Annotated in this window: 17 protein-coding genes; 1 reads left to right on the top strand and 16 read right to left on the bottom strand. The window is 49.3% G+C overall.

Translation table 11 applies throughout. The annotated features are described in order from the left end of the window. Positions 1-101: 101 nt before the first annotated feature. The gene (locus JLG71_RS27725; RefSeq protein ID WP_001054900.1) at positions 102-278 is read right to left on the bottom strand and encodes a hypothetical protein; all 177 of its coding nucleotides are present in this window, start codon (positions 276-278) and stop codon (positions 102-104) included. Positions 279-669: 391 nt separating this feature from the next. Here JLG71_RS27725 and JLG71_RS27730 point away from each other — a divergent pair, with 391 nt between their 5' ends. Then, complete coding sequence (locus JLG71_RS27730; RefSeq protein WP_000062603.1) at positions 670-879, top strand: HEAT repeat domain-containing protein; 210 nt, start codon at positions 670-672, stop codon at positions 877-879. A 71-nt stretch (positions 880-950) separates the two neighbouring features. Here JLG71_RS27730 and excA read toward each other — a convergent pair whose 3' ends face one another. The 15 genes from excA to JLG71_RS27805 all read right to left on the bottom strand — a co-directional run bounded on the left by excA (position 951) and on the right by JLG71_RS27805 (position 15,523). After that, complete coding sequence (excA, locus tag JLG71_RS27735) at positions 951-1,613, bottom strand: plasmid IncI1-type surface exclusion protein ExcA (RefSeq protein WP_000644794.1); 663 nt, start codon at positions 1,611-1,613, stop codon at positions 951-953. Between the two features lie 70 nt (positions 1,614-1,683). Beyond that, on the bottom strand, positions 1,684-3,852 hold the full coding sequence (locus JLG71_RS27740; protein WP_200914336.1) for a DotA/TraY family protein: 2,169 nt from the start codon (positions 3,850-3,852) through the stop codon (positions 1,684-1,686). Positions 3,853-3,948: 96 nt separating this feature from the next. Continuing rightward, on the bottom strand, positions 3,949-4,533 hold the full coding sequence (gene traX / locus JLG71_RS27745; protein WP_001037985.1) for an IncI1-type conjugal transfer protein TraX: 585 nt from the start codon (positions 4,531-4,533) through the stop codon (positions 3,949-3,951). Between the two features lie 28 nt (positions 4,534-4,561). Continuing rightward, positions 4,562-5,764 (bottom strand): IncI1-type conjugal transfer protein TraW, encoded by a 1,203-nt coding sequence (gene traW / locus JLG71_RS27750; RefSeq protein ID WP_001189156.1) that lies wholly within the window; start codon positions 5,762-5,764, stop codon positions 4,562-4,564. Next, on the bottom strand, positions 5,731-6,345 hold the full coding sequence (traV, locus tag JLG71_RS27755; protein WP_000337400.1) for an IncI1-type conjugal transfer protein TraV: 615 nt from the start codon (positions 6,343-6,345) through the stop codon (positions 5,731-5,733). Before traV ends, traW begins: the two co-directional genes overlap by 34 nt. Continuing rightward, positions 6,345-9,389 carry an IncI1-type conjugal transfer protein TraU gene (traU, locus tag JLG71_RS27760; protein ID WP_001024780.1) on the bottom strand — a complete coding sequence of 1,015 codons (3,045 nt, stop codon included), beginning with the start codon at positions 9,387-9,389 and terminating at the stop codon, positions 6,345-6,347. Before traU ends, traV begins: the two co-directional genes overlap by 1 nt. 89 nt (positions 9,390-9,478) lie before the next feature. Then, complete coding sequence (gene traT, locus JLG71_RS27765) at positions 9,479-10,279, bottom strand: IncI1-type conjugal transfer protein TraT (protein ID WP_001164788.1); 801 nt, start codon at positions 10,277-10,279, stop codon at positions 9,479-9,481. Beyond that, on the bottom strand, positions 10,263-10,451 hold the full coding sequence (gene traS, locus JLG71_RS27770) for a putative conjugal transfer protein TraS (protein WP_001277255.1): 189 nt from the start codon (positions 10,449-10,451) through the stop codon (positions 10,263-10,265). Before traS ends, traT begins: the two co-directional genes overlap by 17 nt. A gap of 63 nt (positions 10,452-10,514) precedes the next feature. After that, complete coding sequence (traR, locus tag JLG71_RS27775) at positions 10,515-10,919, bottom strand: IncI1-type conjugal transfer protein TraR (protein WP_000086960.1); 405 nt, start codon at positions 10,917-10,919, stop codon at positions 10,515-10,517. A 50-nt stretch (positions 10,920-10,969) separates the two neighbouring features. After that, entirely contained in the window at positions 10,970-11,497 is a 528-nt protein-coding gene (traQ, locus tag JLG71_RS27780; protein ID WP_001055569.1) for a conjugal transfer protein TraQ, read from the bottom strand. Further along, positions 11,497-12,201, bottom strand: coding sequence for an IncI1-type conjugal transfer protein TraP (traP, locus tag JLG71_RS27785; protein WP_000801919.1), 705 nt, complete (start codon positions 12,199-12,201; stop codon positions 11,497-11,499). The genes traQ and traP overlap by 1 nt, the downstream gene beginning before the upstream one ends. Beyond that, the gene (traO, locus tag JLG71_RS27790; protein WP_033544219.1) at positions 12,201-13,490 is read right to left on the bottom strand and encodes a conjugal transfer protein TraO; all 1,290 of its coding nucleotides are present in this window, start codon (positions 13,488-13,490) and stop codon (positions 12,201-12,203) included. The genes traP and traO overlap by 1 nt, the downstream gene beginning before the upstream one ends. Positions 13,491-13,492: 2 nt before the next feature. After that, positions 13,493-14,476: an IncI1-type conjugal transfer protein TraN gene (gene traN, locus JLG71_RS27795; RefSeq protein ID WP_021513963.1), complete on the bottom strand. Its 984-nt coding sequence runs from the start codon at positions 14,474-14,476 to the stop codon at positions 13,493-13,495. A 10-nt stretch (positions 14,477-14,486) separates the two neighbouring features. After that, on the bottom strand, positions 14,487-15,179 hold the full coding sequence (locus JLG71_RS27800) for a DotI/IcmL family type IV secretion protein (protein ID WP_000138552.1): 693 nt from the start codon (positions 15,177-15,179) through the stop codon (positions 14,487-14,489). After that, positions 15,176-15,523, bottom strand: a complete 348-nt coding sequence (locus JLG71_RS27805) for a conjugal transfer protein (protein ID WP_001055900.1) — start codon at positions 15,521-15,523, stop codon at positions 15,176-15,178. The genes JLG71_RS27800 and JLG71_RS27805 overlap by 4 nt, the downstream gene beginning before the upstream one ends. Positions 15,524-15,538 lie beyond the last annotated feature (15 nt).

Genomic DNA, 15,538 nt, shown 5'->3' on the forward strand with positions numbered 1-15,538 from the left:
TTGGTTGCTCTGGGCGGGAAAAGACAGTCTGTATCTAACATAATCAATTCTATGCTTTGTCCCACACTATGTCAAAAATCCTGCTAATCAAAAAAGAGATCTCACGTTAAAAATTTGTACCCTTCTTTAACTTCCAGTGCCTGCTCCTTTGACTCAAACATCAGTCTTGTTTTCCCGGGAACACCCCATGAAATGTATTCAACATCTATCCACCATTTTCCATATTCTTCATATGGCCCGGATATTACTTTTTTGACAAAGGCGTCTACCAGATTCATTGTTTTTTCCTTTTTGTGTTGAAAATAATTAATGCCAGAGCACAGCGAAAATAATGAATGCGCTGGCTGTGATAATTGCGATTTTCTCCCATATGATATTTTTCTCATGGGGGTTTCTACGGAGATTATTTCTTCGCATTGAGATACCGGTATTCATGTTTTATCTTGGACTTTTGTTTTGTTGTCTGTCTGGCAGGCTGTTCTGCGCCCGTTTGTGACAAGGTTAGCTTATGGGGTTAAATGGTCACGGACATCATGCGGACGGTTCCCTGTCACATGCCATCTGGTTTTTTCATTCAAATTGAGAGATATTGCTAAGTTGAGTCGCTTGCGATAGTGGACTCCTGTTTGTAAGTGAGTGCCATTGTTTATTTCATGAAGAGGATTGATTATGAGCATGCCTCCTGCGATAGCTAATACTTTCTTGTTTGAAATGATGAAGAGTAAATCAAAAGACGTTACACTTGCTGCGATCTATGCATTAGGTGAAGGCCGGTGTCAGGCGGAGAACATTACTCGTGAATTACATAGATTGAGTCAAAGTGATGATATGGAAATAAAAATTGCTGCGATTAAAGCACTTGGTCGAATTTATCGGTAACGGCATAAGTTATCTGTTGTAATGAACAAAAGCCGGCTCATTTGAACCGGCTGTTATGGAGGGAGCTTATCTTAAAATACTTCGGCTACAGGCATGCCTGCAATCTGCTCCCACTCCTTACGCTTTTCCTGAATCAGGCGAGGAAAGTCGACAGGGTAATCATATCCTCGACTTGCCATTGCGTGCATGGTGTTTGATGCTGTTTCTGGATGAGCACACCATGATGGAACAGGAACCATTGGCAGATTGATGTATTTCGTATGAATTTCCAGTTTTTTGTCGTCTGTTACAGTACGAGTGAAATTATGAATGTCAAAACCGATAACATCCATAATGTTGCCTGGATAGATACGGACATACAACATTGTGCCATTTTTAAGGTCAATGCCGAAATAAGCTCCCTGGGTTAAAGATAATCCCTCATACCCCTTCTCTGGAGAGTAGAAGCCTGACTCTTTTATTGTTTGTACAACTTTTCTTATTTTTTCTCTCCTTGTTTTTGCACGTGAGTACATCCATATGCCTGGCGCAAGTAATAAGAACCAACTACCGAAAGTGACAACATAATCTTCGACCTTATTTCCGAAATAACGATCAGAACATAGCATTTCGGTAAAGCCTAATGCGCAGAACAGAAAAAAAGGTATTCCAAGAAAGAAATAAGCTTTTCTTAATACATAATAAAATAGCCACCAGGTTGGAAATCTGTCTGTTGTTTCTTTTTTAGCTTTCATATAATGCCTCCCCTCGTACTATCTATTATTTTAATGCCGATGGGGAGGTTGTGCAATATTTATATTGATATTATCCTTTTATTCCGTCCTTGTCGTCACTTCCTTTTGTATTATCTTTAAGACGATCTGTTTTCATTCCAGGAGTATGTCGGATATTGCGACTTCCTCCAATAAATATTTCTTTAACAGAATTTGCCATGCTGCCAAGCGTGTTGGCTCCATCACGTCCCCCTAGGAAGTTAATAACATGATCAGGTAGGTAGGCCTGAAGGGCAAATATGGCAGCTACAGTGGTTGTACAAATTCTGGCGTATATCAGCAAGAAACCAGCAAGACTGAAAATACCGGTCAGCGAATTGAACTGTACGTTAACCAGGGCAGCGCCAAATAATGCATTCAGTATTGTGCCTACGGCGATGATGGCTACAGAAGCAAAGAAAAAACCAAAGACCATGATGGGCGGCCTTATCATACTATCAATTAAGTATATATAACCGTAGGCTGCCCGACTTCCTCTGTCTTCTGATGTCCCGAGATGTGTTGCAGCCCACAGCGGCCCGGCGGTACATCCTATTAATACGCTGACTATCCAGTTCCCGATGCCTGTCATCCAGAAAATAAACGGAATGAATGGCAGGTAAATTGATAAGGAAAATCCAGCACAGAACATCAGGAACAAAAGAAAATAAACAGGTGGTGCAAGTGCTTCAAACAGCGCGGTAAGCATCGAAGCGGCACCTGTTAGTGAGTTAAAGAATTTTACAAGAATTGAATCTTTGCCACCGGCAACGACAACTCTGGCCGTTGTATATATAGTCCAGATTCCTTCTGCACTTACCATTGTTATATCTCCGATATTTTTCATTTTTATCAGAGGATTAATTTGAGCACTGGTTGTGCCTGTGCCACTTGTTTCCGTTGCAATCCTGTTAGTGAGACTAACAAGGGGGCCCATAATTTCAGACAAGGCAGATTTCGGATCTTGTGCATTTGCCATGCGTTGTTCACTGGATGATACTACTGTGCCCAGCGGTGGCGTATAGGAGGAATTCTGCAGTTGCGTCCTATAGGCACTCATGACCGCACTGAATAAGTCAGTATCACCAACTTCTCCCAGTGATGACATTGAAGTTACAGCTGGAGCTCTGTCAGCCAGCTCTGCCAGACGCTGGTTAGCAGTGGCAAAGGTCTGATACCATGCGCCAAGCGTTACCCACCCGTAGGTTGTGAGATAAGATTTAAGAGCCTCTTTTCTGGATTGCTCTCCGTTATCAGTGGGTAGCGATTTTTGCACAGCACGTTCGTATTCGTCGGCTGCTTTCTGAATTCGTGTCTCGATATCCGGCAGTGTTCCGTTGCCAGAATTTCTTTTTTCCAGAAATGTTGTCACAAACTCACTGGCAGCGTTGTCCATGTCGCTAATCATATTATCCATGGCTGCACGTTGTGCTGAGATAACACCGCTGTACTCGTTTTTACTGAAGGGATTAAAGAATTTTCCAATCGTCGACTGATCTGTTGTTCCGTTTCCTTCTACTGACAGGCTGGCTGTACCACAGATACCGCTGCCATTGGATACCGTGACAGTGTAATTACCACTGGCGGTTTTAGCTGATTCTGTCATCAGTGAAGTCAAGGATTTGGCGGTCTGATTAAAATCATTTAGTCCTGCGTTAACCGCATACTTACATAGTTCCATTTCAAAAATGCCACGCGCAGCTGTTCGTGTGGATGCCTGAACTGGCTGTACAGTCATTGAATAACCATTTGCGATATTATCAGCGGCAACTTGCACCATCACATTGGCGGACCCAACCCCCATTATCGATGCGCCCCATAACATAATGAGCTGAGCGAGACTCCAGCCATTTCCGGTAGGAACGATCATCAGAAAGCCTGCGACGAAACTCAGTATGCCGACAATATCGCGCCCGACGCTGAATACCTGTCCCTGATGCCCCGAACGCACAACATGGCGGATACTAATGAAGATACACCAGACGATAGCAAGTACGGCAATGATATTGTTGAACACCCAGAACATGCTTCCGATCAGGGTGGGGTCGCTGGTTGACAGTGGATTGGTGACCACATCACCGAATATCGTGACCAGCGCCTGGCGGGACAGATCGTCAGGATTGGTGGCGGCAGACACAATATCCTGATAGGTCACTGAAGCCATTGCCGGCAGTGAGGATATAGCAAGGCCTGCACAGAGTGCGCGAAGTAAAATTTTCACAGTAACTCCGGAATAGAATTGCGTATGGGCAAAGGCCACACAGGATTTAATTAAGGGGGATGGCGACATGCCAGTGGTACTGGCATCTGGACGTGATCAGTATTGTTTACTGGTTACGGCAATTAATGTGGCATTGCGCCAGCCATTGCGGTCGTTCAGAAAATCACGGAAAGTCCCCTGCTCGGGTTCGCTGACTTTTCGTTCATGCAACTGCCAGAGGCGGTATGTAACTATCAGAGCTCTGGAAGCACAAAGAGCGACGCCTGACAGAATCAACACAAGAGTGCTGATGGCGCGTACCTGTGTCATCAAAGGTAATGAGGAGGCGGCAAAGAGCATACCGCTGAGGAATAAAGCGATGGCCAGCAGACTCCAGCAGCATAACCGCCATACTGTTCTGCGCCGGCGGAAACGACGATCCAGGTCGTCTACTGACATATGGCTGGCCTGCAGAGCTTCTTCCCACGAGAGGCAGAGTTGCGCCTTTTTATTATTTACCTGACGAAATTTTTCCAGCCTGCTTTTTTGTTGCTTCAGCATATGCTGTACAGAATTCGTTATCAGGCGAGTCTCCATCAGAGGAACAAAAATGTTAATAATCCTCCGGGTGGCTATGCGGGTTATGGATAGTGATTTTTTGACGTTTTTCGTCTGGTCTGAATTTTCCGGTAACTTATTCATTGTTTCAGTCCTGTTCTGACGTCAGCTTTCAACGTGCGTTTGCCTGATTGATTGTTTTCTCAAGGCTACCGAGTTGTTTTTCATAATACTGGCGGGCAGTCAGAGCCAGTTGCTGGCCAGAGATAACATTACCCTGGCGGATCTGTTCTTTCAGATCGTTCAGCTGCCAGTTCATTTGCGCAGTGATTCTTACCAGTTCACGGAGCAGGTTATCCCCCTGCATTTCCTGTAAATCCACCAGGTATGCTGTGTTGGCGTAGCGCCGGCCAGCCTCAAAAGCTTCAAACTCACGGGTACTCATATATCCCCGTGCTTTTGCTTCTGGTGAAGCCACCTGGTCGAAGTAAGCGGCCGCTGAGTCTGACTGCAGTGTTTCAGCCAGTGCTTTACGTGTGCTTTCATTAGGCGTGCTGTCAGCAATCAACGTCAGTTGGGGATTCGACGCAGAATCAATGATGCCGTTGTATTCGTTCTGGAGTCCGACGTAGGTTCGCCCACTCTGGGTATTCACTTCTCCTTTACCCAGAGCACGACCGGCAGAGGGGCGGGAAGTGTTTTTCATGTAAGCAGTCGCTGCATCTATTTGCTTCTGATCCCATGTCAGTGCCGCAGGTGTGTCCGCTGTACCTGCGCCGTGGTAAATCGAGCGTACCTGACTGTCTCCACCTGGTATTTCGCCCACAGAAGGACAAACGGCGGTTCCTCCAAAACGTGCATATTCTGCTTCTGTACAGTAACTGGCGTGTATGGCCGCGCCATCATAAGCTTCCCGCACGGGAGAGTTTGCTGCGCTGGCCAGACGGTCGCGGATGCTACGGTTGCTCACACCGCCACCTTTACTGAGTTTTGAGGCTGCGGATGCTGAGGCACTTTTGCTTTCTGTTGCAATCCCTGATGCGGATTCACTGCAGATGGAGTCTGGCACGGTGAAGCTTTTCCGTGCCTCCTCGAGGCGCTGAGTTTCATTACTGAAAATCATCTGCTGACGTGTCGCCTGTCCGTTCTGGGCAATGACACTTGCCAGCTTTTCAGAGTTCTGATTGATAGCGGTACCCGTGGCTGTCTGGGTACTCAGTATGTCACTCAGCACACCTTTGATGGCCTCCATTCTGGGGACGACCTGCTGTTCAACGGGACGGCTGGCGACGACGGTGACTGAATAAGCATGAGCCTGGTATGCCGTTCCATTCAGGATAGCTATAAGGGCTGCGAGTAATGTTTTTCTTTGCATTTTATTGTCTCCTGCTCGGGGTGGAGCACAAGGTCAGGAAGGCTGTCGTATTTTCTGTCTTCAGGTAGTGGGGCCAGTGGGAAACACTGATATCGCCTGGTGATATAACCTTTCCTGTTCCGGTTATCGATGATGCTGAAAGAACGACGTCTGACGCGCCGTAAGGTGGAAGGGTCAGTATCCATAACAGGCCAGTCACCGGCACTCAGTGCCGGCGTTCCGGGAACGGATGGCCATAACCAGGTATCATCGGACATCAGCGAAGTCAGCGGTGAAGGGAGTATCCACTGGATGACATGCTGAACGTCGAATGGTGCTTCATCCGGGACAGAAACCTGCCATATTGCCGTTGTTATCAGCTCATCTGTGCTGGACGGCAACAACAGCCGCATGCCTGTAACCTTTCCCTGTGTTCTGGCATCCGAGGCGTATATCACTCTGGGATTGGGGGCCGGATGTAACCTGAAGACACGTGACGGCAGAGTGAATGAGAAACTGTCACCTTTTACCTCAAGTTTTTTAAGAAATACCTGCCCTCTGGCAGGTCTCCGGCAGCGTGGGGTGATATGAATTGTACACATCAGAGATTGTATCCCTGTTTTCGGATGAGCTCCGAGGCCAGTTCTTCAATAACATTGTCACTGTTATGTTGGCCCGCCCGGTGCTCAATTAATGACGTTGCAGAACCTCTGGGGAAGTTTTCGGCCAGAATCTTACGTGCCCGAACTGAACCTAACTTATTTGTCAGTGTTTTACGCAGGGCACTGTCTTTTGGCGATGAGTTCAGCGCCCATAGCTCCAGTGGACCGACGGTAAATTTGAGTATTCTCGCAAGCGTGCCACTTTTTACCCTGAATACTCCCAGAACAGGAACACCACTACCATCTGGTGCCGGGCCTTCCGGCATTTTCAGGAAGCGTTTCAGCATAAATTCAGGAACGTTGAAGTTATCCCTCAGTACGGGGATATCTTCGGGTTTGTAGCGCAGTAACCAGAGAGTATTTGCTGACTTAAGAACGCTTTCCGGGTAGTCCCTCAGATACTGCGTACTCAGAACCGTGCGGATAGCAAACTTGCGTTGCTCACGCTCCTGGGTATCCAGATTTTCCCAGATGAAGTCAATGCCCCGGGCGTTATGCAGTTCATCATAAACTTTTGTCTTAACCTCCTGATCAAGTTGGTTAATACGTTTAAGAGCGATTTCATGGTATTCCCGTGGAAGCTGCTTTAACACTTCATCCCTGTATTGTGGCAGGGTGAAGTCACCACCGGCGATCTGACCTGCAAGCAGGTACATGATGCCGGTTTTAAGCCTGCCTGCAGGCGTTTTGTCACCGGCAACATTATTCAGATCGACAGCGATGACCCGGGTTTCCGGGTTGATCATAAACCGGGTATACCCGGATATCATGGGGTAGTCGTTATGTCCCTGCTCGAGCGCGCGGCGGATGTAGTCCAGCAGAAGTTCGTTTGAACCATCACGCTGAACAGTACCGAAAACATCCCTGAGACTGGTATGGCCCAGCATCGAGGACACTTCGGGAAGCTGGGGCATTGCCTGATAATGTGCCCGCTGAGCCGCCATGATATACCCGGCATTGTGGAGCATATCCCGGACTTCGAACCAGGTTGATCTGGCCCACCAGGTTGCATCATGTTTTTCATACAGTCCCGAGTCCTGCAGTGCTGAATCCACCAGTTCTTCCGTTGAGGCGCGATAAAGTCGCGGATTATTTTCACCGTACTCTTTAAAAGCCAGCTCGATAAGCTGGTTGATAATTTGTCGGGTGTCTCCGGGGTTACAGGGTTGACCGGTACCGGTATCGACACAGAGAGCACACAGCACCGATGACATGAAATTCTTTTCCGGCGTAATAGGCTTTTTAGCGCCGTACATCACGTCAAAAAGGTTACGGGTGTATTCCGGATCATTGCTCAGAATAATACCGACAGCTTCGTCTTTTCTTTCCGGAGGAAGACTGTCGCGAATAAGCTGAACCAGTCCCTGAGCACTGTATCCCTTATCGATATAGGCAATGAAGGGCAGGTTTTTCTGAGCAGATGATATCTGTATTTCCGACAATGTATTAATCAGAACTGATTTACCCAGTCCCGGATCGCCTGGTGCGAGTTCTGTATGTTTATTTTGTTGGGATGACGCCAGACCAACCTCAATTGCGGAACCGTCTTCTGTATGTAACATAAGATTCCCTTTACCTCGCCAGACAGAGCCTGCCCTGTTAAGCGGGAAAAGCGAGATGGCATGTGACAACGGGGGATACAGGGGAACCGGGCCGGAGCCTCCGGATGCCGCGAGAATGGTATTCACCCAGGCGCGTCGGGGATCGCCAAATGTTGTCGTGGTGCCACATACGCCCCAGCCTTCAATGGCTGATTTCAGAATGGCCTGGTTTCGTGTGCATATTTCACGTGTTTTTCCCCACGTGGAGGCCATGATGGTCATTATGCAGACAGGTTCTTTTTCATCCGTTGCCGCCAGGGCCATAACGGATTCATACATTGGACGAACGGCAGAAATGAAGCTGCTGTAAGTCAGAAGCGTTTTCTTCAGATTAAGAGCCTTCATCCCGCCGGGCATCAGATCCATTCTGATGCGCCAGGGGACTGCGCGGGGGACGGCACGGACCAGTTCGTTAAACGTCTGCAGATTTTGCGGAGGTAAAGTAATCGATACCATTCCGTGCCAGAGTCCGCCCGCCTGAACCAGGTTGCCCTGTGTGGTCACCTGAGTGTTGAATAACTGCAAATGCAATGAAGGAGCATGTAGTACGGATTCATCGTCAGTCCAGCGATATCCCGCTGGCTGGGCATCTTCAGGCAGGTGGGGTTGCCAGTTACGCGGTGTGCTGTGCCGTTCTGTCTGACGACGTATTTCACGCCCGACCTCGTGTATATCCAGTAGCCGGAGAATCAGGCCATCAGATGAATGTCTCAGTGCCTGTTCCACATTATCAAGAAAAGCTTCGTGGCGGATTTTCAGTGCAGATAAGGTCCACTGCCAGGGGGACTGGGCAAAGCGTGCTTTCGGTACCCGTTCAGCCAGTCTTCTGACAAGCTCATCATGGGCGGTGCGATCGCTGTTGCTGATAAGGTCGGGTCCACTCCAGATCGCCAGCCAGCAACGCTCCCGGACCAGCCATGGGGACAGTGTTGTGACTTTCTCATCGACCACATCCTGTAACTGGATACCTGTATTAGCCAGTGAGCGCTTTTGTGGGGCGACCATGTCTTCGATTTCTTCTTTCCCCATGTCAGGATCACGCTCAAAAACGAAGCTGATTTTATGACCGCTGTTTTTATATGCCGTATTCAGGCTGTCACTCATGCTGGTGATCAGCGATTCCAGTGAACCTGGGCCAGTCTGGTCGGATGCTTCATCCATTTCCCTGAAAGCACCGCTGACTTCAAAGACAGAGAGATATTCTCCACGCTTTGTGGCTGCAATATAGGGCGAATTCAGCCATGGGCGACGTTCACGATCCTGTCTGTCCAGACCAATTACAGTACGTAAATCGCAATACTCAACAAAACTGCTTGCGACAGAGAAACGGGATAGCGTGTTCAGACAGTCTTCGATAGTGAAGATTAAACGGTTTATGTTCATAGGTGAGGGAACTCCGGACTTACAGGAGGGAGGTTTGTGCAGTTTGATTTTTTTAATGCCACCCCGCGCTGGAGTGGCATGAAGAAAAATCAATCAACGTATTCTTTTTTGATGAATGAATCTGGTGTCAGAATCAGGGCAATCCCGTTCATTTTTTCACGCAGGGGCGAACGACCGGAAGGTGGATAGCGACGAAAAACGTCAGCGAAATCGGCCGGGCGGAAACTGCGGAATTTATCCTCAACCGCCAGTCTGTTTTGCATCAGTGCAGAGAGCGCTTCCCGTCCCCGCCGGACCCGGAACTTATCATTACTGAAAACTTCCTGTAATGAACGACGGTTAAGGGCCACGACCGTGGATGGATGAAGGTCGGGTAGCCACACCATAACGCCCTGTGCTGCGGCATAACCATTCAGTGAATGCCAGGCGTGGCAGAAAGCACATAAGCTGTAAGGCGGGCCGTCTTCATGAAACAGTTCCTGCTCTTTCTCTGACAACGACTCTGTACTGGTGATTTCAGCTTTCTGTACATGGCGGAGTGAAAGACGTCTGGCAGACAGACGGGCCTGCTCAAGCGCCCGTTCAGCGGCTTTTACTGCCGTGTTGTACTTTTCCTTTTCGCCGGTTGCGACTGGTTCACCACGCTTTTTTAACTTATCCAGATGTTCTGTAGCCTTATTAAGACGAACTCGTGTGTCACTGATTGTGTCGGTAAGCTGTCTGAGTGGCCATGAGTCATCCAGTCTGAAACGGTGCCTGACGTTTTGCCGGCAGCAGATACATCGACCGGGCGTTGTTAATTCCGGTTCCGGTAACAGTGGCTCCTGTGTATGAACCACATCAATTTCTGGAAAGGGATACAACCACAAGTCTTTAATGCTGTGTTGCATGAGCAGGCTCCGTACTGGTGTAACGTTTCACGGCTTCCAGAATGATGTTTGCGATTTCATCGGAACAGCATTCTGCAAAAATGAATTCCTGATCGTCCCGACTGTCGTGGGCAATCACATTGCCGTTTTCTGTTCGTCGTAACGTTATGTGCTCCGGGCTCCAGGCAGACATATGTGCCTCCTTGTATTGCCGAATAGGAAGGGCACCGGATAAATGCCAGTGCCCTGGACAAGATTAGCCAATGGAAATTGAGGAAATCCCCAACTGTTTCTGGCTGCGACTCATCATTTCAGGTCCGGCGACAAGTACCGCCCCAATGACGATAGATACAATGCAACTAGCCAGTCCCATCCCCCCTTGTTTCCCAACTTTTTTCAGGCCAATCAGGCCCCCGAGAAACAGAATTACGCCGATGAACTGCGCAATAGTCAGTGATGATGACTGTGCTGTTTTGGCACCTTGTTCGACATTGCGAACCATATCGGCAAGATCTCCATCGGCAAGAACGGCTTTGGGCAGCAACATCATGGGAATGAGCAGCAGGAACTTAGTCAGTTTGCTCCGGCATGACATTACAAACAGTTGTGCGTGGATAAATGCGGCGTACAGACGGGCCGCTACGACACGAATACGTGACATAGTTTCTCCTTAAATGGATATATCAGTGGTTTATATGAAGGTGAAAAAAATCAGAAGACGATTCCAATGCTTGCCAGCAGGGCATTGAGGACACGATCGATAAAGACCAGCAGGACGCCGGCAATAAATTTGACGTTTCCTTTACTGACGGATTCACTGGCACTCAGTGCGGTATGTCCATCGAGTCCGGCCTTGCGCCAGATGGATATCCCGTTCATGACAAATCCCACACCGGCCAGCTTGGCCAGCGACAGAACTGCATTTGCTGCGCCAGCAGCAGCGCCAAACGTCTGAGGTTGTACATATGCAATCGGGCCAAATGAGTCAGCCCTGAATCCCATTTGTACGCCTCCGGCGTTAATCATTGCCGGGAGTGATACGAGCATGCAGCTGGTTAACATCCCCGCAATAAATTTTCCGGGAGACATTTTTACCGGACCGGCTGAACGGGCGCGGGCAAACAGGGTAATCATGCTGATCACCCCGATGAATTCTCCCCAGGTAAACAGGAAATCCATTCCGGCACTGAAAATACTGCTGGCAAAGTTCTCAATGGCGGTCAGGGCATCCATGTTCATCAGCGTAACGTCCCTGCACTGGTGATGATGGTCCGGGTCGTCGGATCAATCCGCTGGATCACCACATTGCCCAGAGTCTGACCTTCTCTGACAGCCCAGGTACTACCCTGCCAGCGAATCCAGGCCATGCCAGTTTCCATCGACATGATTTTCATTCCGTTAAGTACAGACGACGTTTTTTTCTTTGCTGGATGCGGTGTGGAAGAGGATTCGGTGACGCTTTTCTGTGTCATCATTCCGTTCAGGTGGCTCCGGATATCATCCAGCTGACGGCGCGTTTCCTGTGCGTATTCTTCATCCTTTTTTATAGCTTCGCCCAGCTTGTTAATGCTGTCGTGAAGCATATTCAGTGTTGCCTGAATTTTTTCATCGCGGTTATCCAGCTCTGTTTTTACATCCCGGGCAAGCTGGCTCATATCTTCTCCTGTCCGGACAGTCATGGTCTCAGTGGACTGAACGGAAGGTGATGATTCTTGTGTGGTTTGCCAGGTCTGTACGCCAGCATCCGCATCATTAAACGGAGGCATGCCTGTTTCCGATGGTGCTCTCAGGAACAGATACCATATGGCTGCGAGCAATACGACTGCACATAGCCCCCATGTTGCTACAGATATCCCCCAGACGGAACGTTTCCAGAAAGGGGCGGGTTTCTCTTCGGGTTCACCGAAGCTGCCGGTTTCATCTATTTCTGTTTCAGGTTTCATTATGGTGTCTCCGGTTGTTCATCATACCGACGTTGCATCACAGCTTTTCTTTGCTCCATGGCTGTCTGCATTCGTGCCTGCGAGCGTTGTTCCGTCTGTGATGTACGATTAACTGAAGGGGAAATGCCACTGGAAAGGGAAGATGACCTGGCGTCGTTTGTCATTACCGGGTCAACAAACAGAATTGATACGACTTCATGCTGATACACTTCTACCTGTTTATAGGGCTCACTTTCTGCCTGGCGGGTTAATATCTGACTTCCTCTTTCCGCCATACCACCGGCAATAACGCCCGCAACAGCTTCACCACTGGGCATTCCCACGCGTCCGGTAACCGTGCCATAGTTACCCTGAATAACCTGCGTGTTGGCATCTTTATAAAGTGTGCCAATACTGCCCACACCTCCTAACACTGACGGCAGAATGATATGTTTAAACCAGCGTGTATTCACATTGCTGGCCACGGATGACATCAGGTTGTCTTCCCGTTGAGCATATGCATTGACCTTAAGGTCCATGCCGTTCCAGCTCATCCGGTCGAAATGGATCTCCACGCCGTTACCCACCAGTTTGACTCCCGGACTGAACAGCGTTGCCCCTGCCCAGGGGCCAGCGGGAATGGTTGCGATAACCTTGGATGACGGGTTATCAGAATCCACTGCAGTATCAATATATGCCGGTATACGGGTCAGAGCAGGTATCAGTTGTATCCCTTTTTCTGCTACAGGCGTGGACAGGCTGGCATTCTGTAATGCGAATTGCTGCGTACCATTCTGCCCTGTTGTTTCTGCCGGAGATTTATTCCACATAGTCGTTGCTATGGTTGGTGTACTACCGGCAGGATGCTGATCTTTTATTCTTACAATCAGCTTTTGCAGCCGCTCCATACGTTTTTCACTGGCTGCTCGATCCTCCTGTGGTGTGCCGGAAGCCTGGCGATGAGCATAGTTTTCCGGTTTTGCTGCAGGCTGTTGTTGCTTTTCCGGAGTGTCCGGAATATCAAGCCCCTGTGGAAGACTGGCAATGAACGTCTGATTATTGCGGGCTGCAGCTGCGGCCCCTCGTTCATTATCCGCTCTTAACAGTTCACGATAGTGAGGCGTTTCGGTAACGCTGCGCGTTCCGCCGCTTGCTGCACTGTTAATGTTCACGGCTGACTGCATATCGCTGTTACTCCCTGATAGTTTGGAAAACGCGATATAGCCGCCGCCAAATAAGATGATGCTGCCCAGTCCAAGCAGGGCAGCCAGTTTCTTTCCGGATTTACCGGCATCCTGTTCAGCACTCATGATTACTCCAGTTCTGGTGTCACGTGAACGGACTGGCCATTCACAGAGAAAGTCAGTAGTGGGGTGACGGGAAGCTTCCAGAGATGAGTTCCGTCGGCAGAGGACAAGGTCTGTTCAAATTCATCGCGCAACATCGCCCGGGAACGAACCAGAAGGTCATCGCCGTGTTGCCAGATCGTTGTATCCGGGACATTACCTGTGAATTTCAGCCTCTTAACTGAAGGGTCCCGGGGAGGAATACCATCCAGAAATGCCTGTAATGTTGCATCATGCAGGGCGATCTTATCCGTCGGGATGGAGACAACCGGGCTGGTTGGTCCCTGCCGTGGTATTCGCAGATCCAGACGACTGTCCATTTCCTGACTGGATGACGGCGTATCTGTTTCGCCACTGGTTACGTTCAGGATGACCGGTACCGACAGACCTTTCAGGTAGACAGAAATATTTCCGGATGCCCATGGCCGCAATGGTGTGATTGTCACCATGTTCTCGTTGTACTGCACATCAAAGAGTTTTGGTGCCGCGTTATAAGGAGGATCGGATTGTGGCCATGGTGAACCGTTGATATCGGTAAATGTCACCACGCTCAGGTTGTTCATGGCTGTGCGAACAAGAGGAAGGCTGGCACCGGGGGACAGATTAACTGTCAGAGAGCTGATACGGGGTACAACACTGGTGATGGGCGCATTGATGGCCCGCTCGTTATCCGCCATGAGACTGCGTAGTGAGCGAATCTCATCGGCGGAGAGCTCAGAATCAAGCCTTGCCGCATCCTGTACCAGCGGGCTGGCCTGCCCGGGGGCAGGCAGCTCACCTTTTACCAGTGTTGCCGGAACACCTCCGGTGTTTTGGGAGGTGTTCTGAACGTGATCGCTGGCAGAATTTGTCGTTTGTGGTGTGCGTGCGTTCTGCCATCCTGCGTTATCTGCAGACGTGGCGGCGCTGCACACCAGGAGCAGTGTGCTCAGTAAATAACGTGATTGCATATTACTTATCTCAGGAGTTCGGTCCGGCGTTACGGGAGATCATCTGCCGGATTTCCATACCGGATGGTTTCAGTCTGGGGTCAACACGCTGGATGGTGATTTCGAAAACAAAAGACTGTTCTGGCTTGCTGGTTGTCTGGCCGACCAGACGCATACGGACAGGATACTGGAATGTCCAGAACCATACGCCGTCGGACATTTGTCCCTGTCGTACCAGAACGCCAGCACCTGTCGTGGCGGTCAGATTCATCTTCTCTTTCTTGATCGTCTCCAGAATGTTAGATGCCTGTAATGCATTCACATATCCGACAAAACCTTCGTCAGAAAAACGCGGAGACAGGGAGGAGATCTGTGAACGATAGTGCACAAAATCCAGGTTGAATGCGGTCGCCAGTGCCTGGCTGCCAAAGGCCATTGCATCATTCTGACTCCATGCTGGCTGACTTGTTGGTGCCAGCCTGACCAGACGACCATTGTCTGTAGCGAAATATTCGCGCTCCACATTCGTTGAGTGCCAGTACTGAATGGCGTTACCAGTAATACTGATAAGAAGACATGTGCCCGTACATAAAAGCGCTTTTATCAGCGCAGGGACATTATTTGCCCGCTGTTCTGACTGCTTCATAGCCCTGATTGTGCTCTTCAGTATTTCCGGGTCAGGTGCCGGATGTGATGGCGAGGATGGCTCGGTATTTTCGGTCATAGGTTGTAGTCCTTCCAGGGATCAATATTCCCCGGCAGCTTTTCATTCACCTTGTCCACGACCGCGTCGCAGACCTGGTTTTCCAGCTGCGACAGAATGTCGTCAAGGCTGGGGAACTGGGGGAGGTTTATGCTGATTTTTTTGATTCGTGACAGACAGGACTGCAGGGATGAGGAAACATCGTTTTCACGTTGTGACCATGCATCCGCAGCTGCACGTGCTCGCTCATATCCTGTATTACTACCGGCCTGTGCCGCGCTACCCGCACGACAGGTTGCAGCACTTGCCGTGGATGAAATCAGGATAAGGCCGAGCACGGCAACCAGAGACTTATGCATGTTCATATGGCTTCCTTACCG

It is taken from the genome of Klebsiella michiganensis, assembly GCF_015139575.1.
GTDB classification, from domain to species: Bacteria; Pseudomonadota; Gammaproteobacteria; order Enterobacterales; family Enterobacteriaceae; genus Klebsiella; species Klebsiella michiganensis.

Coding starts and splice junctions, on each gene's coding strand:
- JLG71_RS27725 (WP_001054900.1), bottom strand. CDS start 278: ATGAATCTGGTAGACGCCTTTGTCAAAAAAGTAATATCCGGGCCATAT.
- JLG71_RS27730 (WP_000062603.1), top strand. CDS start 670: ATGAGCATGCCTCCTGCGATAGCTAATACTTTCTTGTTTGAAATGATG.
- excA (WP_000644794.1), bottom strand. CDS start 1,613: ATGAAAGCTAAAAAAGAAACAACAGACAGATTTCCAACCTGGTGGCTA.
- traX (WP_001037985.1), bottom strand. CDS start 4,533: ATGAATAAGTTACCGGAAAATTCAGACCAGACGAAAAACGTCAAAAAA.
- traW (WP_001189156.1), bottom strand. CDS start 5,764: ATGCAAAGAAAAACATTACTCGCAGCCCTTATAGCTATCCTGAATGGA.
- traV (WP_000337400.1), bottom strand. CDS start 6,345: ATGTGTACAATTCATATCACCCCACGCTGCCGGAGACCTGCCAGAGGG.
- traU (WP_001024780.1), bottom strand. CDS start 9,389: ATGAACATAAACCGTTTAATCTTCACTATCGAAGACTGTCTGAACACG.
- traT (WP_001164788.1), bottom strand. CDS start 10,279: ATGCAACACAGCATTAAAGACTTGTGGTTGTATCCCTTTCCAGAAATT.
- traS (WP_001277255.1), bottom strand. CDS start 10,451: ATGTCTGCCTGGAGCCCGGAGCACATAACGTTACGACGAACAGAAAAC.
- traR (WP_000086960.1), bottom strand. CDS start 10,919: ATGTCACGTATTCGTGTCGTAGCGGCCCGTCTGTACGCCGCATTTATC.
- traQ (WP_001055569.1), bottom strand. CDS start 11,497: ATGAACATGGATGCCCTGACCGCCATTGAGAACTTTGCCAGCAGTATT.
- traP (WP_000801919.1), bottom strand. CDS start 12,201: ATGAAACCTGAAACAGAAATAGATGAAACCGGCAGCTTCGGTGAACCC.
- traO (WP_033544219.1), bottom strand. CDS start 13,490: ATGAGTGCTGAACAGGATGCCGGTAAATCCGGAAAGAAACTGGCTGCC.
- traN (WP_021513963.1), bottom strand. CDS start 14,476: ATGCAATCACGTTATTTACTGAGCACACTGCTCCTGGTGTGCAGCGCC.
- JLG71_RS27800 (WP_000138552.1), bottom strand. CDS start 15,179: ATGACCGAAAATACCGAGCCATCCTCGCCATCACATCCGGCACCTGAC.
- JLG71_RS27805 (WP_001055900.1), bottom strand. CDS start 15,523: ATGAACATGCATAAGTCTCTGGTTGCCGTGCTCGGCCTTATCCTGATT.